Source organism: Burkholderia sp. Bp9099 (assembly GCF_003857805.1).
Classification (GTDB): domain Bacteria; phylum Pseudomonadota; class Gammaproteobacteria; order Burkholderiales; family Burkholderiaceae; genus Burkholderia.
Genome location: NZ_QTPU01000006.1, coordinates 247,558 through 269,291 on the forward strand (window position 1 = coordinate 247,558; position 21,734 = coordinate 269,291).

Annotated in this window: 20 protein-coding genes; 5 read left to right on the forward strand and 15 right to left on the reverse strand. The window is 66.7% G+C overall.

The genetic code is table 11. From position 1 onward, the window contains the following. Position 1 precedes the first annotated feature (1 nt). The 4 genes from DIE17_RS08965 to DIE17_RS08980 all read left to right on the forward strand — a co-directional run bounded on the left by DIE17_RS08965 (position 2) and on the right by DIE17_RS08980 (position 2,700). Positions 2 to 913: an A24 family peptidase gene (locus DIE17_RS08965; protein ID WP_124488226.1), complete on the forward strand. Its 912-nt coding sequence runs from the start codon at positions 2 to 4 to the stop codon at positions 911 to 913. Positions 914 to 997: 84 nt separating this feature from the next. Beyond that, the gene (gene coaE / locus DIE17_RS08970) at positions 998 to 1,606 is read left to right on the forward strand and encodes a dephospho-CoA kinase (protein ID WP_124488225.1); all 609 of its coding nucleotides are present in this window, start codon (positions 998 to 1,000) and stop codon (positions 1,604 to 1,606) included. Positions 1,607 to 1,715: 109 nt separating this feature from the next. Beyond that, positions 1,716 to 2,471: a cell division protein ZapD gene (gene zapD / locus DIE17_RS08975; protein WP_044844223.1), complete on the forward strand. Its 756-nt coding sequence runs from the start codon at positions 1,716 to 1,718 to the stop codon at positions 2,469 to 2,471. Positions 2,472 to 2,499: 28 nt separating this feature from the next. After that, on the forward strand, positions 2,500 to 2,700 hold the full coding sequence (locus DIE17_RS08980) for a DNA gyrase inhibitor YacG (protein WP_039317342.1): 201 nt from the start codon (positions 2,500 to 2,502) through the stop codon (positions 2,698 to 2,700). 61 nt (positions 2,701 to 2,761) lie between these two features. Here the strand turns inward: DIE17_RS08980 and DIE17_RS08985 are convergent, their stop codons facing one another. The 4 genes from DIE17_RS08985 to secA form a co-directional block, all read right to left on the reverse strand. Next, positions 2,762 to 3,205: an NUDIX domain-containing protein gene (locus tag DIE17_RS08985; RefSeq protein WP_044844224.1), complete on the reverse strand. Its 444-nt coding sequence runs from the start codon at positions 3,203 to 3,205 to the stop codon at positions 2,762 to 2,764. Next, positions 3,202 to 4,071: an ATP-binding protein gene (locus DIE17_RS08990; protein ID WP_044844225.1), complete on the reverse strand. Its 870-nt coding sequence runs from the start codon at positions 4,069 to 4,071 to the stop codon at positions 3,202 to 3,204. The genes DIE17_RS08985 and DIE17_RS08990 overlap by 4 nt, the downstream gene beginning before the upstream one ends. 19 nt (positions 4,072 to 4,090) lie before the next feature. Further along, positions 4,091 to 5,332 carry a bifunctional glutamate N-acetyltransferase/amino-acid acetyltransferase ArgJ gene (gene argJ / locus DIE17_RS08995; RefSeq protein WP_124488224.1) on the reverse strand — a complete coding sequence of 414 codons (1,242 nt, stop codon included), beginning with the start codon at positions 5,330 to 5,332 and terminating at the stop codon, positions 4,091 to 4,093. 143 nt (positions 5,333 to 5,475) lie between these two features. Beyond that, positions 5,476 to 8,274, reverse strand: coding sequence for a preprotein translocase subunit SecA (gene secA, locus DIE17_RS09000; protein WP_124488223.1), 2,799 nt, complete (start codon positions 8,272 to 8,274; stop codon positions 5,476 to 5,478). 267 nt (positions 8,275 to 8,541) lie between these two features. Here secA and DIE17_RS09005 point away from each other — a divergent pair, with 267 nt between their 5' ends. Then, positions 8,542 to 9,021 carry a DUF721 domain-containing protein gene (locus DIE17_RS09005; protein ID WP_124500207.1) on the forward strand — a complete coding sequence of 160 codons (480 nt, stop codon included), beginning with the start codon at positions 8,542 to 8,544 and terminating at the stop codon, positions 9,019 to 9,021. 87 nt (positions 9,022 to 9,108) lie between these two features. Here DIE17_RS09005 and lpxC read toward each other — a convergent pair whose 3' ends face one another. From lpxC to mraY, 11 genes are all read right to left on the reverse strand, one after another. Then, a complete protein-coding gene (lpxC, locus tag DIE17_RS09010; protein WP_044844229.1) occupies positions 9,109 to 10,026 on the reverse strand; it encodes a UDP-3-O-acyl-N-acetylglucosamine deacetylase in 918 nt (305 codons plus the stop codon). A gap of 240 nt (positions 10,027 to 10,266) precedes the next feature. Next, complete coding sequence (locus DIE17_RS09015) at positions 10,267 to 10,773, reverse strand: peroxiredoxin (protein ID WP_124520017.1); 507 nt, start codon at positions 10,771 to 10,773, stop codon at positions 10,267 to 10,269. Between the two features lie 189 nt (positions 10,774 to 10,962). After that, on the reverse strand, positions 10,963 to 12,156 hold the full coding sequence (gene ftsZ, locus DIE17_RS09020) for a cell division protein FtsZ (protein ID WP_124520019.1): 1,194 nt from the start codon (positions 12,154 to 12,156) through the stop codon (positions 10,963 to 10,965). A gap of 111 nt (positions 12,157 to 12,267) precedes the next feature. Next, complete coding sequence (ftsA, locus tag DIE17_RS09030; protein ID WP_044844232.1) at positions 12,268 to 13,500, reverse strand: cell division protein FtsA; 1,233 nt, start codon at positions 13,498 to 13,500, stop codon at positions 12,268 to 12,270. Between the two features lie 26 nt (positions 13,501 to 13,526). Further along, positions 13,527 to 14,279 carry a cell division protein FtsQ/DivIB gene (locus tag DIE17_RS09035; RefSeq protein ID WP_124520021.1) on the reverse strand — a complete coding sequence of 251 codons (753 nt, stop codon included), beginning with the start codon at positions 14,277 to 14,279 and terminating at the stop codon, positions 13,527 to 13,529. 19 nt (positions 14,280 to 14,298) lie between these two features. Beyond that, entirely contained in the window at positions 14,299 to 15,240 is a 942-nt protein-coding gene (locus tag DIE17_RS09040) for a D-alanine--D-alanine ligase (RefSeq protein WP_059535171.1), read from the reverse strand. A gap of 1 nt (position 15,241) precedes the next feature. Further along, positions 15,242 to 16,639 carry a UDP-N-acetylmuramate--L-alanine ligase gene (gene murC, locus DIE17_RS09045; RefSeq protein ID WP_044844234.1) on the reverse strand — a complete coding sequence of 466 codons (1,398 nt, stop codon included), beginning with the start codon at positions 16,637 to 16,639 and terminating at the stop codon, positions 15,242 to 15,244. Further along, positions 16,636 to 17,739, reverse strand: a complete 1,104-nt coding sequence (murG, locus tag DIE17_RS09050) for an undecaprenyldiphospho-muramoylpentapeptide beta-N-acetylglucosaminyltransferase (RefSeq protein ID WP_124520023.1) — start codon at positions 17,737 to 17,739, stop codon at positions 16,636 to 16,638. Before murG ends, murC begins: the two co-directional genes overlap by 4 nt. After that, positions 17,736 to 19,019: a putative lipid II flippase FtsW gene (gene ftsW / locus DIE17_RS09055; RefSeq protein WP_044844236.1), complete on the reverse strand. Its 1,284-nt coding sequence runs from the start codon at positions 19,017 to 19,019 to the stop codon at positions 17,736 to 17,738. Before ftsW ends, murG begins: the two co-directional genes overlap by 4 nt. Continuing rightward, positions 19,016 to 20,527, reverse strand: a complete 1,512-nt coding sequence (gene murD, locus DIE17_RS09060; protein WP_044844237.1) for a UDP-N-acetylmuramoyl-L-alanine--D-glutamate ligase — start codon at positions 20,525 to 20,527, stop codon at positions 19,016 to 19,018. The genes ftsW and murD overlap by 4 nt, the downstream gene beginning before the upstream one ends. A 28-nt stretch (positions 20,528 to 20,555) precedes the next feature. Further along, entirely contained in the window at positions 20,556 to 21,725 is a 1,170-nt protein-coding gene (gene mraY / locus DIE17_RS09065; RefSeq protein ID WP_006752439.1) for a phospho-N-acetylmuramoyl-pentapeptide-transferase, read from the reverse strand. Positions 21,726 to 21,734: the final 9 nt, after the last annotated feature.

Here is a 21,734-nt window from a genome sequence, read left to right on the forward strand (position 1 = left end):
CATGACGCCCGCGCCCCTGACCACCGTTTTCGACTCGCCCGACAGCACGTTGCACGCGCTGGCGATGCTGCCGCTCGCGGTGCAGTATGCGTTCGCCGTCGTGCTCGGCCTGTGCGTCGGCAGCTTCGTGAACGTCGTCGTGCACCGGGTCCCGGTGATGATGCAGCGCGCGTGGCAGGCCGAAATCGCGGAAGCAACCGGCAGCGCAAGCTCGCCGCCGGACGACGGCTATCCGCCGCACTACGATCTGTGGCGCCCGCGCAGCGCCTGTCCGCATTGCGGTCACGTGCTGCGCGCGTGGGAAAACATCCCGCTCGTCAGCTACCTGCTGTTGCGCGGGCGCTGCCGTCAGTGCGGCCATGCGATCGGCGTGCGCTATCCGCTCGTCGAGCTCGCCGGTGCGCTGCTCGCCGCCGGTTCGCTCGCCGCGTTCGGCCCCACCGTTGCCGCACTCGCCGCGTTCGGACTGTGCGCCGCGCTGCTGGCGATGAGCGCGATCGATATCCAGACCGGCTACCTGCCCGATTCGATGACGCTGCCTCTGCTGTGGGCCGGGCTCGCACTGAATCTCGGCGGCACGTTCACGTCGCTGCGTTCGGCCGTGGTCGGCGCGATGGCCGGCTACCTGTTCCTGTGGTCGGTCTACTGGCTGTTCAAGTGGCTGCGCGGCATCGAGGGCATCGGCTTCGGCGACCTGAAGTTGCTCGCCGCGCTCGGCGCGTGGATGGGCTGGGCCGCGCTGCCGCAGGTCGTGCTGTTCGCCGCGGTGACGGGTGCGCTCGTCGGGCTCGTCGCGACCTGGCGCGGGCGCATGCGCTTCGAGGAGCCGATTCCGTTCGGCCCGTTCCTCGCGGCAGGCGGCGTCGCCACGCTGTTTTTCGGTACCCCTTTCTATTCGGCGCTCGGCGGCTGACATGACACGCTGCCGGCGTCCGCCATGTTCGCTGCGTCGCGGGGAGGCGCTTCGCTTCCGCGCGGCGGCCCGGCGGAGGCTCACATGTTTGCAATAGGACTGACCGGCGGCATCGGCAGCGGCAAGACGACCGTCGCCGACCTGTTCGCCGCACGCGGTGCATCGCTCGTCGACACCGACCTGATCGCGCACCGCATCACCGCACCGGCCGGTCTCGCGATGCCCGCGATCGAACACGCATTCGGACCGGACTTCGTCGCGGCCGACGGCTCGCTCGATCGCGCGAAGATGCGCGCACTCATTTTCAGCGACGACGACGCACGCCGGCGCCTCGAGGCGATCACGCATCCGCTGATCCGCGCCGAAACCGATCGCGAAGCCCGCGCAGCGCAAGGCCCTTACGTGATCTTCGTCGTGCCGCTGCTCGTGGAGTCAGGTAACTGGAAGGCGCGCAGCGATCGTGTGCTCGTGGTCGACTGTCCGGTCGAAACGCAGATCGCACGTGTGATGCGACGCAATGATTTCACGCGCGAACAGGTCGAAGCGATCATCGCGAGACAGGCAACGCGCGAGGCGCGTCTCGCAGCGGCCGACGACGTGATCGTCAACGACGCGACGACACCCGATGCGCTCGCCGCGCAGGTCGATGCACTGCACCAACGCTATCTCGCATTGGCGGCTGCCGCGCACTGATCGCGGCGTGCGATCGTGATGGTGTACGAAATTGGTGCGTTGCTAGGGTAGACAGTGAGCATTAGAATGTCCTGCATTGTTTCAATCCCTACCCTAGAGGCGAGCGCGCTTGATTCTTTACGAGTATCCGTTCAACGAGCGAATTCGCACGCTGTTGCGCCTCGAAGACCTGTTCGAGCGCTTCGCGTTCTTTTTGGCTCAGGAGGACCCGCGTGAGCATCACGTCGCGCTGACGACGCTGTTCGAAATCGCCGAGGTCACGGGCCGCGCGGACCTGAAATCGGATCTGATGAAAGAGCTCGAACGTCAACGCCAGACGCTCGCCCCCTTTCGCGGCAATCCGGGCATCGAACAGAATGCGCTCGAGTCCGTGCTCGGTGAAATCGAGCAGACGCTCGCCAATCTTGCGCAGATGCAGGGCAAGACCGGGCAGCATCTGGTCGACAACGAGTGGCTCGCCAGCATCCGCAGCCGCGCGGTGATTCCCGGCGGCACGTGCAAGTTCGACCTTCCGTCGTACTACGCGTGGCAGCAATGGCCCGCGGAACAGCGGCGCCAGGACATCGCGAAATGGATCCTGCCGCTGCTGCCGCTGCGCGATGCCGCGGCGATCGTGCTGCGGCTCGCTCGCGAATCGGGCCAGGCGTCGAAGGTGATGGCGATGCAGGGCAGCTACCAGCAGATGCTGTCGGGGCGCACCTATCAGCTGATGCAGGTGCGCGTGCCGCCGGAGCTGCGCGTGATTCCCGAAGCGAGCGCCAACAAATACATGTTGTGGGTACGGTTCACCATGCAGGACGGCGACGTGCGGCCGCGCGCGGTGGACATCGACGTGCCGTTCCATCTGACACTGTGCAATCTGTAACGGCCGTGTGCCGGTTCGACGCTTTCGTATGACTACCGTTGTGAAATGTCCTTCGTGCGGCGCAGAAGTGCGCTGGACGCCTGAAAACAAGTTCCGTCCCTTCTGTTCGGCCCGCTGCAAGCAGCTCGACCTCGGTGCATGGGCCGCGGAAAAGTACCGGATCGGCGGGTCCTCCGACGAGGGTCCGTCGTCGGAGGAAGACGGCACCGACGGCCGCCGCGACAGCTGAGCGGCGCACGGCACCGCCCATGGGCGGATACGGCCCGCCTTCCAGGCGAGCCGTCACGGCGTCATTGCGACGCCGCTTCCTTCTCGAGCAGTTCCAGCACCGGCAGCGCCGCCGGCAACAGCGGCGCGACCTCGACCGGCAGTTGCTGCCATACGAACGCCTGCCCTTCCTTGCTGTGCGGCTCACCCGTCCAGCCCGTCACCTTGCAGAAATAAAGCCGCACGTACGCGTGCGGATAATCGTGCTCGAGCGTATGCCAGCGGTGGCTGGCCGTGACTTCGATGCCGAGTTCCTCGTGCAGCTCGCGCGCCAGCGCGTCCTCGACGCTCTCCCCGGCCTCCAGCTTGCCGCCCGGAAACTCCCAATAGCCTTCATACGGCTTGCCCTGCAGCCGCTGCGCGAGCAGGTAGCGACCGTCTGGCTGCACCATCACGCCGACCGCGACTTCCGTCACCTTCCGGCCGTCGGGCGCGCGCACGGCGCTCGTTACGGAATCCGTGCTCATGCCTGCTCCTTGCGGCCCGACCAGTCGCGCGCAAACTGCCATGCGACACGCCCCGAACGCGAACCGCGCTCGAGCGCCCAGACGAGCGCATCGCCGCGTGCCGTCTCGATCTCGGCGTCCGCGCAACCGAAATGGCGCAGCCAGTGCGCGACGATGTCGAGGTAGTCGTCCTGCTTGAACGGGTAGAAGCTGACCCACAGGCCGAAGCGCTCCGACAGCGAGATCTTTTCCTCGACGACTTCGCCGGGGTGGATCTCGCCGTCCGGCAGATGCTTGTACGACTCGTTGTCGCTCATGTACTCGGGCAGCAGATGGCGGCGATTCGACGTCGCGTAGATCAGCACGTTGTCGGACTGCGCGGCGATCGAGCCGTCGAGCGCGACCTTCAGCGCCTTGTAGCCCGATTCGCCGTCCTCGAACGACAGGTCGTCGCAGAACACGATGAACCGCTCCGGACGCTGCGAGATCACCTCGACGATGTCGCCGAGATCGTGCAGATCGTCCTTGTCGACTTCGATCAGGCGCAGCCCGTCCTTCGCATAGGCGTTCAGGCACGCCTTGATCAGCGACGACTTGCCGGTGCCGCGGGCACCGGTCAGCAGCACATTGTTCGCCGGCTTGCACTGCACGAACTGTCGCGTGTTCTGCTCGATCAGCCCTTTCTGCCGATCGATGTTGTGCAGGTCGTCGAGCGTGATCGTCGACGCTGCCGGCACCGGTTGCAGATAGCCGCGCCCCTGGCGCTTGCGCCAGCGGAACGCGGTGGCGGCGTTCCAGTCGACGGCCGCCGGCGCCGGGGGGAGCATCCCCTCGAGGCGGCCGAGCAGCGCTTCCGCGCGCGTCAGAAACTGTTCGAGCTTGTCCATGTCGTTCGAGCGCTCCCGATCAGGAGCGGTAGTCCGCGTTGATGCTCACGTAATCGTGCGACAGGTCGCACGTCCAGACCGTTGCCTGCGCGTCGCCGCGACCGAGCAGCACGCGAATCGTGATTTCGCTCTGCTTCATCACGCGCTGGCCGTCCTCTTCCTGATAAGCCGGGTTGCGGCCACCGGCCTTCGCGACGAGCACGTCGTCGAGATAGAGATCGATCTTGCCGACGTCGAGATCCGTGACGCCCGCGTAGCCGATCGCCGCGAGAATCCGGCCCAGGTTGGGGTCGGATGCATAGAAGGCCGTCTTCACCAGCGGCGAATGCCCGATCGCATACGCGATCTGGCGGCACTCGGCGACGCTCTTGCCGCCCTCGACCTGCACCGTCATGAATTTCGTCGCGCCTTCGCCGTCGCGCACGATCAGCTGCGACAGCTGCTGGGCAACCTGCGTCACTGCATCGCGCAGCGCCGCATAAGCCGGCGAATCGGTCGACGTGATCGCGGGCAGCGTGCTCTTGCCCGACGCGATCAGGATGAACGAGTCGTTCGTCGACGTGTCGCCGTCGATCGTGATGCAGTTGAACGAGCGGTCGGCCACTTCCTTCACGAGCGTGTCGAGTACCGGCTGCGCGACGTTCGCATCGAACGCGAGGAAGCCGAGCATCGTCGCCATGTTCGGCTTGATCATGCCCGCGCCCTTGCTGATGCCCGTCAGCGTGACCGTATGGCCGTCGATCGTCACCTGGCGCGACGTGGCCTTCGGCAGCGTGTCGGTCGTCATGATCGCCTGCGCGGCGTCGTACCAGTTCGCGGCCTTGCGGTTCGCGAGCGCGGCCGGCAGCCCGGCCTTCAGGCGGTCGATCGGCAGCGGCTCGAGAATCACGCCGGTCGAGAACGGCAGCACCTGTGCGGCGTCGAGGCCCGCGAGACGCGCGAGTTCCGCGCAGGTTTCGCGGGTGTTCGCGAGGCCCGGCTCGCCGGTGCCCGCATTCGCGTTGCCCGTGTTCACGACGAGCGCGCGGATGCCCGCGCCGCCCGCGCGCACCTTCGCGAGATGCTCGCGGCACACGATCACGGGCGCGGCGCAGAAGCGGTTCTCGGTGAATACGCCAGCGACCGTCGCCCCTTCGTCGACGGAGATGACCAGCACGTCCTTGCGATTCGGCTTGCGGATGTTCGCTTCCGCCCAGCCGAGCGTGACGCCGGCGACGGGATGGAGTTGGGCGGGATCGATCGACGGAAAATTGACAGCCATGGGGCACACCTGCCGGATGGAAAATGCCGGCACGCGCCGGCATCGATTGGAAGAACCGGCGGCCGCACGCGCGGGCCGCCGCAACTCACGTCACTGACTCGAAGCTGCGAACGAAGCGGCACGCGGATGCGCGCCGCCGCCGATCATGACAGCTTCCCGTGACATTGCTTGTACTTCTTGCCGCTGCCGCACGGGCACGGGTCGTTGCGGCCGACCTTCGGCATCTCGCCGCCGGGGCCGCTGTGGGTCATCGCACTGCCGACCATGTCGGCCGTCGCCGTGGCCGCGGTGGCGGCCGCGACGTTCGCGACCGGCGCGCCGGATTCCGCGTAGTCGGCGTGCTGAAACTCGACGTTTTCGAGATGGCCGCCGCGCTCCTCGATCTGCTCGGCGGCTTCCTCGAGCTGCTCAGGCGACTGGATCTGCACGTTCATCACGATGCGCGTGACTTCCTGTTTGATCGCGTCGAGCATCGCGGCGAACAGCTCGAACGCTTCGCGCTTGTATTCCTGCTTCGGGTTCTTCTGCGCATAGCCGCGCAGGTGGATGCCCTGGCGCAGGTGGTCGAGCGCCGCGAGGTGCTCGCGCCACAGCCGGTCGACCGTCTGCAGCATCACCGAACGCTCGAACGCGCTGAACGATTCGCGGCCGACCAGCGCGACCTTCGCCTCGTACTGCTCGTCGGCGGCGGTCGTCACGGCTTCGAGAATCTCCTCGGCCGTGATCGACGACGACTCGTTCACCATTTCCTGGATCGCGAGGTCGAGCTGCCAGTCGTTGCGCAGCGCTTCCTCGAGCTCGGGCACGTCCCACTGTTCCTCGATGCTGCCTTCCGGCACGAACTGGCGGACGACTTCGGTGATCACGCCGTGACGCATCGCCGAGATCGTCTCGGTGATGTCGTGCGCTTCGAGCAATTCGTTGCGCTGCTGGTAGATCACCTTGCGCTGGTCGTTCGACACGTCGTCGTATTCGAGCAGCTGCTTGCGGATGTCGAAGTTGCGCGCTTCGACCTTGCGCTGCGCCGATTCGATCGAACGCGTGACGATGCCGGCCTCGATCGCCTCGCCTTCCGGCATCTTCAGGCGATCCATGATCGAGCGCACGCGGTCGCCCGCGAAGATGCGCAGCAGCGGATCGTCGAGCGACAGATAGAAGCGCGACGAGCCCGGATCGCCCTGGCGGCCCGCACGGCCGCGCAGCTGGTTGTCGATCCGGCGCGATTCATGGCGCTCGGTGCCGATGATGTGGAGGCCGCCCGCGGCCTTCACCTGCTCGTGCAGCGTTTCCCACTCGTCGTGCAACTGCTTGATGCGGCGCGCCTTTTCGTCGGCCGGGATCGCTTCGTCGGCTTCGATGAATGCGGCCTGCTTCTCGGCGTTGCCGCCGAGCACGATGTCGGTACCGCGACCGGCCATGTTGGTCGCGATCGTGATGCGCTTCGGACGGCCGGCTTCCGCGACGATCGCCGCTTCACGCTCGTGCTGCTTCGCGTTCAGCACCTCGTGCGGCAGCCCGGCCTGCTTCAGCAGGTGCGACAGCAGTTCCGAGTTCTCGATCGAGGTCGTGCCGACCAGCACCGGCTGACCGCGCTCGTAGCACTCGCGAATGTCGCGGATCACCGCGTCGTAGCGCTCCTTGGCCGTCTTGTAGATCTGGTCCTGCTTGTCGATCCGCTTCGGCGGACGGTTGGTCGGGATCACGACCGTCTCGAGGCCGTAGATCTCGTTGAATTCGTACGCTTCGGTGTCCGCCGTGCCCGTCATGCCCGCGAGCTTTGCGTACATCCGGAAGTAGTTCTGGAACGTGATCGAGGCGAGCGTCTGGTTCTCGCTCTGGATCTTCACGTGCTCCTTCGCCTCGACCGCCTGGTGCAGGCCGTCGGACCAGCGGCGGCCCGCCATCAGGCGGCCCGTGAATTCGTCGACGATCACCACTTCGCCGTTCTGCACGACGTAGTGCTGATCCTTGTGGAACAGCGTGTGGGCGCGCAGCGCCGCGTACACGTGGTGCATCAGCGTGATGTTCTGCGGTGCGTACAGGCTCTCGCCCTCGCCGATCAGGCCCCACTCGGCGAGCAGCCGCTCGGCCTTCTCGTGGCCCGACTCCGTCAGGAACACCTGGCGCGACTTCTCGTCGAGCGTGTAGTCGCCCGGCTTCTCGACGCCCGTGCCATCGGCCTTCTCCTCGCCGATCTGGCGCTCGAGCAGCGGCGGCAGCGCGTTCATCCGCACGTACAGCTCGGTGTGGTCTTCCGCCTGGCCCGAGATGATCAGCGGCGTACGCGCCTCGTCGATCAGGATCGAGTCCACTTCGTCGACGACCGCGAAGTTCAGGGCCCGCTGCACGCGCGCGTCGGTCTCGTAGACCATGTTGTCGCGCAGGTAGTCGAAGCCGAACTCGTTGTTCGTGCCGTAGGTGATGTCCGACGCGTAGGCCTGCTGCTTCTGGTCGTGCTCCATGCCGGACAGGTTGATGCCGACCGACAGACCGAGGAAGTTGTAGAGGCGCGCCATCCATTCGGCGTCGCGCTGCGCGAGGTAGTCGTTGACCGTCACCACGTGCACGCCACGGCCGGCCAGCGCATTCAGGTACACGGGCAGCGTCGCGACGAGCGTCTTGCCCTCGCCGGTGCGCATTTCCGCGATCTTGCCGTAGTGGAGCACCATGCCGCCGATCAGCTGCACGTCAAAATGGCGCATCTTCAGCACGCGGCGGCTCGCCTCCCGGCAGACTGCGAACGCCTCGGGCAGCAGCTTGTCGAGCGACTCGCCGCCCGCGATCCGCTGGCGGAACTCATCCGTCTTACCGCGCAACTGGTCGTCCGTCAGCTTCTCGATCTGCGTTTCGAGCGCATTGATCGTCGCGACGGTCTTTTGGTATTGCTTGACGAGCCGCTGGTTGCGGCTGCCAAAAATTTTCTGGAGAAAACCGGTTGTCATCGGATCGGATCCTGCGTCGCAGCACCGGCGCCCGGCGCGTGTTGCGCGCCCCGACGCCCGAGCCTCGGCGGCTTAGCGAATTAGTGGAATCAAACGAGGAATTTTAGCACGCGAGGAAGCATGCGCCGGTGTCCCGGCCCGACCCACGCCGCACGCCGAACCCGTGCAGGCAACCGGGCGCACGGCCCGAAAGCCGCCCGTGCGGGAGCCGGCGCGGGTACAATCGGCGTCAACGCCCGCGCCCGTGCGCGCCCGAAGAATGCCTCGATGAACCGATTTTCCAAGCGTTTCGGCCCGCTCCCCGCATATCGCCCGCAACCCGTGTCCGAAGTGCTCAACCGCACCGACGCGTTCGCGGCGCTGCGCGCCGGCGTCGAACAGGTCGCGTCGCTGCAGCGCGACCTCGCGGCGCTCCTGCCCGACTATCTTGCGAATCATGTCGAACCGGGCTCCATCAAGGACGGCACCCTGACCCTCTTTGCCGCGCACAATGCGCTCGCGGCCCGCCTGCGGCAGGTCGAGCCGCGCCTGCTCGCCGATCTCCAGAAGCGCGGCTGGCCGGTCTCGGCGCTGCGCGTACGCGTGCGGCCGAAGGACGCGCCGGAACCGCCGCACGTGAAGCAGGCGCGCATGACGACCGTCGGCGCCGCCGCGTTGCGCGAGCTCGCCGATCACCTCGAGCCGTCGCCGCTGCAGGCCGCGCTCGCGCGGATGGCCGCACGGCACGGCGCGAAGTCGTCGCGCTGAACGCGCGCCGCCGCCCGTGCGGGCCGGCCGCCCAATAAAAAAGCGACCCGAGGGTCGCTTTTTTTATCGCGGGGCGCCGGACGCCGATCAGGCGAAGGCCGTCTGCGCGTCGAACGCGAAGCCCTTCGGCGCAGCCTGCGGGTCGTCGAACGTGACGATCTCGTACGCGTCTTCGTGCGCGAGCAGTTCGCGCAGCAGCGCGTTGTTCAGCCCGTGCCCCGACTTGTACGCGGTGTACGACGCCAGCAGCGGATGGCCGACCACGTACAGGTCGCCGATCGCATCGAGCATCTTGTGCTTCACGAACTCGTCGTCGTAACGCAGCCCGTCGTTGTTCAGGATCCGGTACTCGTCGAGCACGATCGCGTTGTCCATGCTGCCGCCGCGCGCGAGACCCAGCTCGCGCATCATTTCGACTTCATGGGCAAAACCGAACGTGCGCGCACGCGCGATCTCGCGCACGTACGACGTATTCGCGAAATCGACCTCGAGTTCCTGGCCAGTCTTGTCGACGGCCGGGTGACGAAAGTCGATCGTGAACTTCAGCTTGAAGCCGAAATACGGATCGAGACGCGCGAACTTGTCGCCGTCGCGGATTTCGACCGGCTTCTTCACCTTGATGAAGCGCTTCGGCGCGTTCTGCTCCTCGATGCCCGCGGACTGGATCAGGAACACGAAGGACGCGGCGCTGCCGTCCATGATCGGGATTTCCTCGGCCGTCACGTCGACATAGAGGTTGTCGATGCCGAGGCCGGCGCACGCCGACATCAGGTGCTCGACGGTCGACACGCGCGCTCCATCCTTCTGCAGCACCGACGCGAGCCGCGTGTCGCCGATCGACATCGCGGATGCCGGAATGTCGACAGGCGTGGGCAGGTCGACGCGCGAGAATACGATCCCCGTACCCGGCGCGGCCGGGCGGAGCGTCAGTTCGACCTTGCGGCCCGAGTGGAGACCGATGCCCACGGTCTTCACGATCGATTTGATGGTGCGCTGCTTCAACATGGTGTTCTTCGTCTTGATTGAGAATATCAATCAGGAGTTATATTCGATAGGTGAGATTATAGCGTAATTCCCTATTCGACGCTGTTTGAAACTGCGTATCAATCTGTTTCGACTGGTTACCCGCGCCGATACGGGACGGGCCGATGCCCGGAACGGAGGCGTTTCCGGTCATCGGCCCGTGTTACAACTGCCCTGAGGCCGGTGAGCAGCGTTGCCGGCAGGCAACGGCGCACCGCAGGATCAGGACTTCAACGTCGCGAGCACACTCGCCGCATCGCTCACTTCGAACTTGCCCGGCGCTTCGACGGCCAGCGTCTTGACCACACCGTCGTCGACCACCATCGCGTAGCGCAGGGAACGGATTCCCATGCCACGCGCGGACAAATCCTGCGTCAGCCCCAGCGCATGAGTGAAAGCAGCGCTGCCGTCCGCCATCATGCGCACCTTGCCCGCGGTGTGCAGATCACGTCCCCATGCGCCCATCACGAATGCGTCGTTGACGGACACGCACCAGAGCTCGTCGATGCCCGCCGAGCGCAGTTGCTCGGCGTGCTCGACATAGCCCGGCACATGCCGCGCCGAGCAGGTCGGCGTGAAAGCTCCCGGCAATCCGAAGATCACCACCCGCTTTCCCGCAACCTGGTCGCGCACGCTGAAGGCATTCGACCCCAGCGTGCAGCCTTCGCGCGCGTCGTCGATGAACTCGAACAGTTGCGCGTCGGGCAGCGCGTCGCCCACTTGAATCATGGCTGGTCCCTCATAGCGATACGGTTTTTCAGCGTGTTGCGGACAGCACGGCCCATCCCGCCTCGCTCGAGCGAAGAGGGCACGTTTCCCGGCCCGGCGTCGCATCCGACGCGGCCTGTCGTGGTCCGTGGCATCCGTCACGCCGGCGTTACCGCGGCAAACTTGCCGCGGCTTCGCCTGTGTGCGTCGTCAGTCAGCCTGCTTGCGCAGGAAAGCCGGGATGTCGTACGTGTCGACACCCTTCTCCTGCAGCGCCTGCACGTGCGATGCCGCGGTTTCGCGCGAGTTGCGCCACACCGCCGGCGTATCGAGCGCGCCGTAGTCGGCCGTGCTGACGTGCTGCGGCTGCGCATAGCCGTGCGAGACGCTCACCGGCTGGTTGTCGGTGCCGGTGCGCAGCAGCGTCATCGGAGCCGATTGCTGCTTCTTCGCCGCACGGCCCAGACCCGTCGCCACGACCGTCACGCGCAGCGCATCGCCCATCGCGTCGTCGTACACCGCACCGAAGATCACCGTGGCATCTTCCGCCGCGTAACTCTTGATCGTGTTCATCACTTCGCGCGTTTCCGACAGGCGCAGCGAACGGCTCGACGTGATGTTGACCAGCACGCCGCGCGCGCCCGACAGATCGACGCCTTCGAGCAGCGGGCTCGCCACGGCCTGTTCGGCCGCGAGGCGTGCGCGATCGACGCCGGCGACCGTCGCCGTGCCCATCATCGCCTTGCCCTGCTCGCCCATCACCGTCTTCACGTCTTCGAAGTCGACGTTCACGAGGCCATCGACATTGATGATTTCGGCAATGCCCGCAACCGCGTTGTTCAACACGTCGTCCGCGCACTGGAAGCACTTGTCCATCTCGGCGTCATCGCCCATCACGTCGAACAGCTTGTCGTTCAGGACGACGATCAGCGAGTCGACGTGATCCTCCAGTTGCTGCGAGCCTGCTTCCGCGACGCGCATGCGCTTGCCGCCTTCGAATTCGAACGGCTTGCTGACGACACCAACCGTCAGGATGCCCATCTCCTTCGCGATCTGCGCGACCACCGGCGCCGCGCCCGTGCCCGTGCCGCCACCCATGCCGGCCGTGATGAACACCATGTGCGCGCCACGCAGCGCGTCGGCGATGCGCTCGCGCGCCTCTTCCGCCGCCGCCTTGCCCATTTCCGGCTTCGCGCCGGCGCCGAGGCCCGTGTTGCCGAGCTGGATCACGGACGGTGCGCGCGCACGCGACAGCGCCTGTGCGTCGGTGTTCATCACGATGAAGTCGACGCCCTGCACGCCACGGTTGATCATGTGCTGAACGGCATTGCCGCCAGCGCCGCCAACGCCGACCACCTTGATGATGGTGCCGTTGGTTTCGGTTTCCAGCATTTCGAATTCCATTGTTGCCTCCGTCAAGAAAATAGAACTACTCGGCCGTTATTCGGCAGGAGATCGGGCAACCCCCTGTCGCGCGCCAGCCGCCGGCACCGGCGCGAATTTCGATTCGGTATGTCAAAAGTTGCTCAGGAACCATTCCTTCATCCGCGAGAAGATCTGCCCCGCGTTGCCGGACTGCACGGCGACCTTGCGACCGCGCATGCGCTGTGCACTGCCTTCGACCAGCAGGCCCATCGCCGTCGAGTAGCGCGGGTTGCGCACCACGTCGGCGAGGCCGCCTGCGTATTCCGGCGCGCCGATGCGCACCGGCTTCAGGAAAATGTCTTCGCCGAGCTCGACCATGCCCGGCATCATCGAAGCCCCGCCGGTAATGACCACGCCGGAGCTCAGCAGTTCTTCGTAACCCGACTCGCGCACGACCTGCTGCACGAGCGAGAACAGTTCCTCGACGCGCGGTTCGATCACGGCGGCAAGTGCCTGGCGCGACAGCGTGCGCGGACCGCGTTCGCCGAGGCCCGGCACTTCGACCATCTCGTCCGGATCGGCGAGCGCCTGCTTCGCGATCCCGTAGCCGACCTTGATGTCTTCCGCGTCCGGCGTCGGCGTGCGCAGCGCCATCGCGATGTCGCTCGTGATCTGGTCGCCGGCGATCGGAATCACCGCGGTGTGGCGGATCGCGCCTTCGGCGAAGATCGCGATGTCGGTCGTGCCGCCGCCGACGTCGACCAGCACCACGCCGAGATCCTTCTCGTCTTCAGTCAGCACGGCCAGCGACGACGCGAGCGGCTGCAGGATCAGGTCGTTCACTTCCAGCCCGCAGCGGCGCACGCACTTGACGATGTTCTGCGCGGCGCTGACCGCACCGGTCACGATGTGCACCTTCACCTCGAGGCGGATCCCGCTCATGCCGATCGGCTCGCGCACGTCTTCCTGGCCGTCGATGATGAATTCCTGCGTGAGGATGTGCAGCACCTGCTGGTCGGTCGGGATGTTGATCGCCTTCGCGGTCTCGATCACGCGCGCGACGTCGGTCTGCGTGACTTCCTTGTCCTTGATCGCGACCATCCCGCTCGAGTTGAAGCTGCGGATGTGGCTGCCGGCGATCCCCGTGAACACGTTGGTGATCTTGCAGTCGGCCATCAGCTCGGCTTCCTCGAGCGCGCGCTGGATCGACTGCACGGTGGCCTCGATGTTGACCACCACGCCCTTCTTCAGACCTTTCGACTCGCTCTGGCCGAGGCCGATCACCTCGTAATGGCCTTCGCCCTTCAGCTCGGCGACGATGGCCACCACCTTCGACGTGCCGATGTCGAGGGAAACCAGCAGATCCTTGTAGTCTTTGCTCATAAAGTGCTCTTGCGTGTGATCTCTCGTTACTTCTTGCGCTTGTCGGTATCGGTCAGGAACCGCATGCCTGCCGCACGAATCGCGAATCCGTTCGGATAACGCAGGTCCGCGTACTCGATGTCGTTGCCCCAACGCTCCGTGACGGCCGGCCACGCGGCGACGAGGCGCTGGCTCCGGTCATGCAGCGACTCGCTGTTGCGTTCCTTGCCCAGCTCGACCTGCATGCCGTTCGACAGCTTCACCGTCCACGCGTAGCGCGCCGACAGCGTCACTTCTTCCGGCGCCGCCTTCAGCGGCGCAAACCAGTTCGCGAAGTCGTGATACCGCGTGACGACTTCCTTCGCACTGCCCTCCGGGCCGTCGAACGCGGGCAATTCCTGATCCAGTTCGCCCTGGTTCGCGGTGAACAGCTCGCCGTCGACGCTCACGAGCTGCGCACTGCCCCAGGTCCCGAGCGGTTTGTACTCCTCGAGCGTGACAGCCAGCGCATTCGGCCACACCCGGCGCACGCTCGCGTGGCGCACCCACGGCATCTGCTCGAACGCCGCCCGCGCCGCGTCGAGATCGACCGTGAAGAAATTGCCCTTCAGCCGGCCGACCACGCCTGCACGCACCGTCGGCGAGTTGATGTGCTCGGTGTCGCCATCGATCCGGATTTCGCGCAGCGCGAACGTCGGACGCTGGATCAGCCAGTAGCAGCCGGCCGCCGCCAACACGAGCAGCAACAGCGCGTACAGCGCGCTGGCGGCAAGGTTGAGTTGGCGAACGTTGTTCCACATACGTCGTTCCGTTCCTGCGTCAGTCGTTGAGCGTAAGCGACAGCACCTTCACGACCAGCTCCGAATAGCTGATGCCGATCGAGCGCGCGGCCTTCGGCGGCAGCGAGTGGTCGGTCATCCCGGGGGCCGTGTTCACTTCCAGGAAATACGCGTTGCCGGCGGCGTCGAGCATGAAGTCCGCCCGGCCCCAGTCGGTGCAGCCGAGCACGTCGAACGCGCGGCGCGCGATGCGCTTCAGTTCCGCTTCCTGTTCGGCGGGCAGCCCGCACGGAATCAGGTATTGCGTGTCGTCGGCGACATACTTCGCGTGGTAGTCGTAGAACTCGCCGGCCGGCACGATCTTGATCAGCGGCAGGTCGAGATCGCCGGCGATGCACGCGGTGTATTCGCCGCCGCCTTCGATGCTCTTCTCGACGATCACGATCTTGTCGTGCGTCGCCGCTTCCGACAGTGCGGCGGGCAACGCGTCGGCCGTCTTCACCTTCAGCACCGCGACGCTCGAGCCTTCGCTCGCCGGCTTCACGAACAGCGGCAGGCCGAGCTTCGCGACGATGTCCGCCGCGCGCGCCGCGTAGTCGTCGCCGCGCATCACCGTCTCGAACGGCGGCGTCGGCACGCCCGTCTGCTGCCACACGAGCTTCGTGCGGAACTTGTCGAGGCCGAGCGCCGAGCCGAGCACGCCGCTGCCCGTGTAGCGGATCCCGTAGAAATCGAGTGCGCCCTGGATCTGGCCGTTCTCGCCGTAGCCGCCGTGCAGCGCGTTGAACGCGCGCACGAAGCCTTCGTCCTTCAGCGCCGACAGCGGCCGCTCGGCCGGGTCGAACGGATGCGCGTCGACGCCCGCGTCGCGCAGGCCCTGCAGCACGAGGCGGCCCGAGGTGAGCGACACCTCGCGCTCGGCGGATTCGCCGCCGAACAACACCGCCACCTTGCCGAAACGTTTCGGATCGATCCCGCTCATGTCATGCCTTCTGTTGAGTATGTTGCACGAGCTTCGCCGGCACGCCGCCGATCGAACCCGCGCCCATCGTGATCACCACGTCGCCGTTCTGCGCGACCTTCGCCAATGCATCCGGCACGTCGTCGACCGTCGCGACGAACACCGGGTCAACCTTCCCCACCGCGCGCAGCGCACGCGACAGCGCATCGCCGTTGGCCGTCGCGATCGCCGCTTCGCCCGCGGCATAAACTTCCGTCAGCACCAGCGCGTCGACCGTCGACAGTACGTTGACGAAATCGTCGAAGCAGTCGCGCGTGCGCGTGTAGCGGTGCGGCTGGAACGCCAGCACGAGGCGGCGGCCCGGGAACGCGCCGCGCGCGGCCGCGATCGTCGCGGCCATCTCGACCGGGTGGTGGCCGTAATCGTCGATCAGCGTGTACTGGCCGCCGTCCGCGCTCGGCACCTCGCCGTAGCGCTGGAAGCGCCGGCCGACGCCGTTGAATTCCGCGAGCGCCAGCTGGATCGCGTCGTCCGCCACGCCGAGATCGGTCGCGATCGCGATCGCCGCGAGCGCGTTCTGCACGTTGTGCAGGCCCGGCAGGTTCAGCACCACCGCGAGCGGCGCACGGCCTTCGCGGATCACCGTGAAGTGCATGCGGCCGTCGCGCGCGTCGATGTCTTCCGCGCGCACCTGCGCGTCCGGCGACAGCCCGTAGCGCACGACCGGCTTCGAGATGAACGGGATGATCTGCCGCACGTTCGGATCGTCGACGCACACCACCGCGCTGCCGTAGAACGGCAGGCGCTGCGTGAACTCGATGAACGCCTGCTTGAGCCGCGCGAAATCGTGGCCGTAAGTGTCCATGTGATCGGCGTCGATGTTCGTGATGACTTCGATCACCGGATACAGGTTCAGGAACGACGCGTCCGACTCGTCGGCCTCGGCGACGATGAAGTCGCCCGTGCCGAGCCGCGCGTTCGCGCCGGCGCTGATCAGCCGGCCGCCGATCACGAAGGTCGGGTCGAGGCCGCCTGCCGCGAGCACGCTCGCGACGAGGCTCGTCGTCGTGGTCTTGCCGTGCGTGCCGGCGATCGCGATGCCCTGCTTCAGGCGCATCAGTTCCGCGAGCATCACCGCGCGCTGCACGATCGGCACGCGCTGGCTACGCGCGGCCAGCACCTCGGGGTTGTCCGAGCGCACGGCCGTCGATACGACGACCGCGTTCGCGCCCTCGATGTTCGCCGCGTCGTGGCCGATCGCGATCCGCGCGCCGAGCGCCTCGAGACGGTCGGTCACCGCGTTGCGCGACAGGTCGGAGCCGCTGACCTCGTAGCCGAGGTTGACGAGCACTTCGGCGATGCCGCTCATGCCCGCGCCGCCGATCCCGACGAAATGAATGTGTTTGACGATGTGTTTCATTGCAGTTTTTCCAGGTTCGCGCCGGCCGCCTTCGCGCAGACACGCGCGACTTCGTCGGTGGCCTCGGGCTTCGCCAGCGAGCGCGAACGCTCCGCCATGTCCGCGAGCGACGCCCGCGACTGGCCGCGCAGCCAGTCGGCGAGCAGTTCCGCCGACAGGTCGCGTTGTTGCACCAGCACGGCCGCGCCCGCATCGGCGAGGAACGCGGCGTTGGTCGTCTGGTGGTCGTCGACCGCGTACGGGAACGGCACGAACAGCGCCGCCACGCCCACCGCCGCGATCTCCGACACCGTCATCGCGCCGGAACGGCAGATCACGAGATCCGCCGCCGCGTACGCGCTCGCCATGTCGTCGATGAACGGCACGAGCCGCACGTCTTCGCCGGCCGCGAAACCGGCCGCTTCGTAATTCGCCTTCAGCGCGTCGATGTGCTTCGCGCCGGCCTGGTGCACGACGCGCGGGCGCTCGTCCGGCCTCAGCAGCGCCAGCGCGCGCGGCACGACTTCGTTCAGCGCGGCCGCACCGAGGCTGCCACCGACGACCAGCACGTTCAGCGGGCCGCTGCGCGACGCATAGCGTGCTTTGGGCGGTTCCGTGTGCGCAAGTTCCGCACGAATCGGGTTGCCCGTCCATTCCGCGTGCGGCAGCGCGCCGGGAAACGCGACGAGCACGCGTTTGGCCAGTTTCGCGAGCACCTTGTTGGTCAGGCCCGCGATCGAATTCTGTTCGTGCAGCACGAGCGGACGACCCGACAGCGCGGCCATCACGCCCGCCGGGAACGTGATGTAGCCCCCCATCCCGAGCACGACGTCCGGCCGCACGCGGCGCAGCGCGCCGAGGCTCTGCCAGCATGCGCGCAGCAGGTTGAACGGCAGCGTCAGCTTGGTCTTCAGGCCCTTGCCGCGCAGTCCGCCGAAGCGCACGTATTCCATCGGAATGCCGTGCTTCGGCACGAGCGTCGCTTCCATCCCGGCCGGATTGCCGAGCCACACGACGCGCCAGCCCGCCGCTTCCATCCGGTGCGCGACCGCGAGCCCCGGGAACACGTGGCCCCCGGTGCCGCCTGCCATCACCATCAGCGTGCGTCGCGACGCGGTCATACCTTCCCTCCCCGCATCAGGACGCGATTTTCATAATCGACCCGCAGCAGCACCGCGAGCGCGACACAGTTCAGCAGGATGCCCGAACCGCCATAGCTCACGAGCGGCAGCGTCAGGCCCTTGGTCGGCAGCAGGCCGAGGTTCACGCCCATGTTGATGAACGTCTGCGCGCCGAACCAGATACCGATGCCCTTCGCCGTCAGGCCCGCGAACGTGCGATCGAGCGCGAGCGCCTGGCGGCCGATCTCGAACGCGCGGCGCACGATCCAGTAGAACAGCAGGATCACGACCATCACGCCGACGAAGCCGAGTTCCTCGCCGATCACCGCGAGGATGAAGTCGGTATGCGCTTCGGGCAGGTAGTTCAGCTTCTCGACGCTACCGCCGAGGCCGACGCCGAACCACTCGCCGCGGCCGAACGCGATCAGCGAATGCGTGAGCTGGTACGCCTTGCCCTGCGCATAGCGTTCGTCCCACGGATCGAGATACGCGAAGATCCGCTCGCGGCGCCACGGCGACAGCCATACGAGCATCGTGAAGGTGCCGACCGCCGTCGCGACCAGGCCGCCGAACAGCTTGCCGTTCACGCCGCCGAGGAACAGCACGCCCATCGCGATCGCGGCGACCACCATGAACGCGCCCATGTCCGGCTCGAGCAGCAGCAGCGCGCCGACGAGACCGACCGCGAACGCCATCGGCAGAAAGCCTTTCGCGAAGCTCTGCATGTACTCCTGCTTGCGCACCGTGTAGTTCGCCGCGTAGATCGTCACCGCGAGCTTCATGATTTCCGACGGCTGCATGTTCGTGATGCCGAGCGGAATCCAGCGGCGCGCGCCGTTCACGCCCTTGCCGACGTGCGGGATCAGCACGATCACGAGGCCGACCAGCGCGATCAGGAAGAGATGCGGCGCGTATTTGTCCCAGGTCGACACCGGCACGCGGAACGCGATCACCGCCGCGATGAACGCAACGACGAGCGACACGCAGTGGCGCATCAGGAACGCGTAATCGTGATACGACGCGTATTTCGGCGAATCGGGCATCGCGATCGACGCCGAATACACCATCACGACGCCGAGCCCGAGCAGCGCGATCGCGACCCACAGCAGCGAGTAGTCGAAGTCGAGCATCCGCGAGCGGCTCGGCCGCACGCCGTTGACGACGCTCGCGAGGCCGCCGGTCGCAGCGCGCGTGGCGGACGCGACGCGACCGCCGGCGGCATTGCCGCCGGTGTCGCGCCGGTCGTTGAAACGGGAGACGAGGCGATCGGACCAGCTCATGGCGTCGCTCCTTTGTCGATGGCGACTTCATCCACCGCCGCGCGGAACACCTCCGCGCGATGGGCGTAGTTCCTGAACATGTCGAGGCTCGCGCACGCGGGCGACAGCAGCACCGCATCGCCCGGCTCGGCGAGCTCGGCGGCGGCACGCACCGCGCCTTCGAGCGTCGCGTGGTCCGCGAGCGGCACGCCGGTTTCGGCGAGCGTGTCGCGAATCGCCGGCGCGTCGCGGCCGATCAGCATCACCGCACGACACCAGCGCGCGACCGGCGCGACCAGCGGCGCGAAATCCTGCCCCTTGCCGTCGCCGCCGGCGATCAGCACGATCTTCTGCGCGAGCCCGTCGAGCGCGGCCACCGTCGCGCCGACGTTCGTTCCCTTGCTGTCGTCGACGTAGTCCACGTCGTCGATCGTCGCGATCACTTCGACGCGATGCGCCTCGCCGCGGTATTCGCGCAGCGCGTGCAGCAGCGGCGCTGCGGCCAAGTCGATCGCACGCGCGAGCGCGAACGCGGCCAGCGCGTTCGCCGCGTTGTGCAGCCCGCGGATGCGCAGCGCGTCGACCGGCATCAGGCGCTTCTGCGCGATGTCGGGCGTATGCGCGCCGTCGCGCTTGCGCCGGCGGGTCGTCGTCGTTTCGTCCGGCGCGTCGCGGTCGACCGCTTCGACCAGCCACGCGATACCGTTATCGCGCGACAGCCCGTAGTCGCCGTCCTGCACCGGCTCGTTCAGCCCGAACGTGACCGTGCGCGCCGCATCGGCCGCGCCGGCGGCCGGCGCGAACTTCATCACGGCCGCATCGTCGCGGTTGAGCACGCGCGTGGTCGTCGCGCCGAAGATCCGGCCCTTCGCGGCCGCATACGCGTCGAAGCTGCCGTGCCAGTCGAGGTGATCCTGCGTGATGTTGAGAATCGCGGCCGCGTCGGGCGCGAACGTGCGCGCCGTCTCGAGCTGGAAGCTCGACAGTTCGAGCACCCAGACGTCGGGCAGCGCCGTCTCGTCGATCGCGCCCGCGAGCCGGTCGAGCATCGCCGGGCTGATGTTGCCGGCGACGGCGACCTTCTTGCCCGAACGCCGGCACAGCAGGCCCGTCAGGCTCGTCGTCGTGGTCTTGCCGTTGGTGCCGGTGATCGCGAGCACCTTCGGCTGGTAGCCGCTCGTGCCGAGCGCGCGCAGCGCCTGCGCGAAGAATTCCAGTTCGCCCCAGACCGCGATCGCGCGCTCGTTCGCGGCCGCGATCAGCGCCGCCAGCGCAGGTTCGAGCGGCGACAGGCCGGGGCTCAGCCCGACGATCTCGACGCCGCCGTCGAGCAGCGCGGGCGTGAACGGCCCGCCGACGAACTCCGCATCGATGCCTTCGGCCTGCAGCGCGGCAAGGTTCGGCGGCGCCTCGCGGGTATCGGCAATACGCAGCCGGCACCCGTGCCTCGCGCACCACCGCGCGATCGCGAGACCCGATTCACCGAGCCCCAGTACGAGCACCATCGGCCGCTGCCGATCTCCAAACATCTCGCCAGACATCCTTGTTACCTTTCCTTTACCGCAGCTTGAGGGTGGACAGACCGAACAGGCACAGCATCAGCGTGATGATCCAGAAACGCACCACCACCTGCGTTTCCTTCCAGCCGGACAATTCGAAATGGTGATGCAGCGGCGCCATCTTCAGCAGGCGCCGCCCTTCGCCGTAGCGCTTCTTCGTGTACTTGAACCACGACACCTGCAGCATCACCGACAGCGTTTCCGCGACGAAGATGCCGCCCATGATGAACAGCACGATTTCCTGGCGCACGATCACCGCGACCGTGCCGAGCGCGCCGCCGAGCGCCAGCGCGCCGACGTCTCCCATGAACACCTGCGCGGGGTGCGTGTTGTACCAGAGGAACGCGAGCCCTGCCCCGCCCATCGCAGAACAGAAGATCAGCAGTTCACCGGCGCCCGGGATGTGCGGGAACAGCAGGTATTTCGAATAGACCGAGCTGCCCATCACGTACGCGAACACGCCGAGCGACCCGCCGACCAGCACGACCGGCATGATCACGAGCCCGTCGAGGCCGTCGGTCAGGTTCACCGCGTTGCTCGCGCCGACGATCACGAAATACGTCAGCACGATGAAGCCCCAGACGCCCAGCGGATAGCTGATCGACTTCAGGAACGGCAGCATCAGGTCGGCCCGCGCCGGCAGCCCCATCGACAGGCCGCTCCTCACCCACGCCATGAACAGGTCGAACACGCGCACGTTGTTCGCCTCGGACACGCTGAATGCGAGGTAGACCGCCGCGAACAGCCCGATCACCGACTGCCAGAAATACTTTTCGCGCGACGACATCCCGCGCGGGTCCTTGTAGACGACCTTGCGGTAGTCGTCGACCCAGCCAATCACGCCGAAGCCGAACGTGACGAGCATCACGATCCAGATGAAACGGTTCGTCAGGTCGCCCCACAGCAGCGTCGCGACCGCGATGCCGATCAGGATCAGCACGCCGCCCATCGTCGGCGTGCCGGACTTGACGAGATGGCTTTGCGGGCCGTCCTTGCGCACGGCCTGCCCGACCTTCATTTGCGTCAGCTTGCGGATCACCCACGGTCCGCACACGAGCCCGATACCGAGCGCGGTGATGGTAGCCATCACCGCGCGGAACGTCAGGTACGTGAACAAGCGCAAAAAGCTTGCGTCTCCCTGCAGCCATTGCGCCAGCGCCAGCAGCATGCTTCCTTC

Excerpts from the sequence above, each read along its gene's own strand:
- murC (WP_044844234.1), bottom strand. The coding sequence starts at position 16,639 with ATGAAACACATCGTCAAACACATTCATTTCGTCGGGATCGGCGGCGCG.
- murG (WP_124520023.1), bottom strand. The coding sequence starts at position 17,739 with ATGACCGCGTCGCGACGCACGCTGATGGTGATGGCAGGCGGCACCGGG.
- lpxC (WP_044844229.1), bottom strand. The coding sequence starts at position 10,026 with ATGTTGAAGCAGCGCACCATCAAATCGATCGTGAAGACCGTGGGCATC.
- DIE17_RS08985 (WP_044844224.1), bottom strand. The coding sequence starts at position 3,205 with ATGAGCACGGATTCCGTAACGAGCGCCGTGCGCGCGCCCGACGGCCGG.
- ftsA (WP_044844232.1), bottom strand. The coding sequence starts at position 13,500 with ATGAGCAAAGACTACAAGGATCTGCTGGTTTCCCTCGACATCGGCACG.
- DIE17_RS09005 (WP_124500207.1), top strand. The coding sequence starts at position 8,542 with ATGAACCGATTTTCCAAGCGTTTCGGCCCGCTCCCCGCATATCGCCCG.
- DIE17_RS08965 (WP_124488226.1), top strand. The coding sequence starts at position 2 with ATGACGCCCGCGCCCCTGACCACCGTTTTCGACTCGCCCGACAGCACG.
- secA (WP_124488223.1), bottom strand. The coding sequence starts at position 8,274 with ATGACAACCGGTTTTCTCCAGAAAATTTTTGGCAGCCGCAACCAGCGG.
- DIE17_RS09015 (WP_124520017.1), bottom strand. The coding sequence starts at position 10,773 with ATGATTCAAGTGGGCGACGCGCTGCCCGACGCGCAACTGTTCGAGTTC.
- DIE17_RS08990 (WP_044844225.1), bottom strand. The coding sequence starts at position 4,071 with ATGGACAAGCTCGAACAGTTTCTGACGCGCGCGGAAGCGCTGCTCGGC.
- DIE17_RS08980 (WP_039317342.1), top strand. The coding sequence starts at position 2,500 with ATGACTACCGTTGTGAAATGTCCTTCGTGCGGCGCAGAAGTGCGCTGG.
- ftsW (WP_044844236.1), bottom strand. The coding sequence starts at position 19,019 with ATGAGCTGGTCCGATCGCCTCGTCTCCCGTTTCAACGACCGGCGCGAC.
- DIE17_RS09035 (WP_124520021.1), bottom strand. The coding sequence starts at position 14,279 with ATGTGGAACAACGTTCGCCAACTCAACCTTGCCGCCAGCGCGCTGTAC.
- murD (WP_044844237.1), bottom strand. The coding sequence starts at position 20,527 with ATGTTTGGAGATCGGCAGCGGCCGATGGTGCTCGTACTGGGGCTCGGT.
- argJ (WP_124488224.1), bottom strand. The coding sequence starts at position 5,332 with ATGGCTGTCAATTTTCCGTCGATCGATCCCGCCCAACTCCATCCCGTC.
- coaE (WP_124488225.1), top strand. The coding sequence starts at position 998 with ATGTTTGCAATAGGACTGACCGGCGGCATCGGCAGCGGCAAGACGACC.
- mraY (WP_006752439.1), bottom strand. The coding sequence starts at position 21,725 with ATGCTGCTGGCGCTGGCGCAATGGCTGCAGGGAGACGCAAGCTTTTTG.
- ftsZ (WP_124520019.1), bottom strand. The coding sequence starts at position 12,156 with ATGGAATTCGAAATGCTGGAAACCGAAACCAACGGCACCATCATCAAG.
- DIE17_RS09040 (WP_059535171.1), bottom strand. The coding sequence starts at position 15,240 with ATGAGCGGGATCGATCCGAAACGTTTCGGCAAGGTGGCGGTGTTGTTC.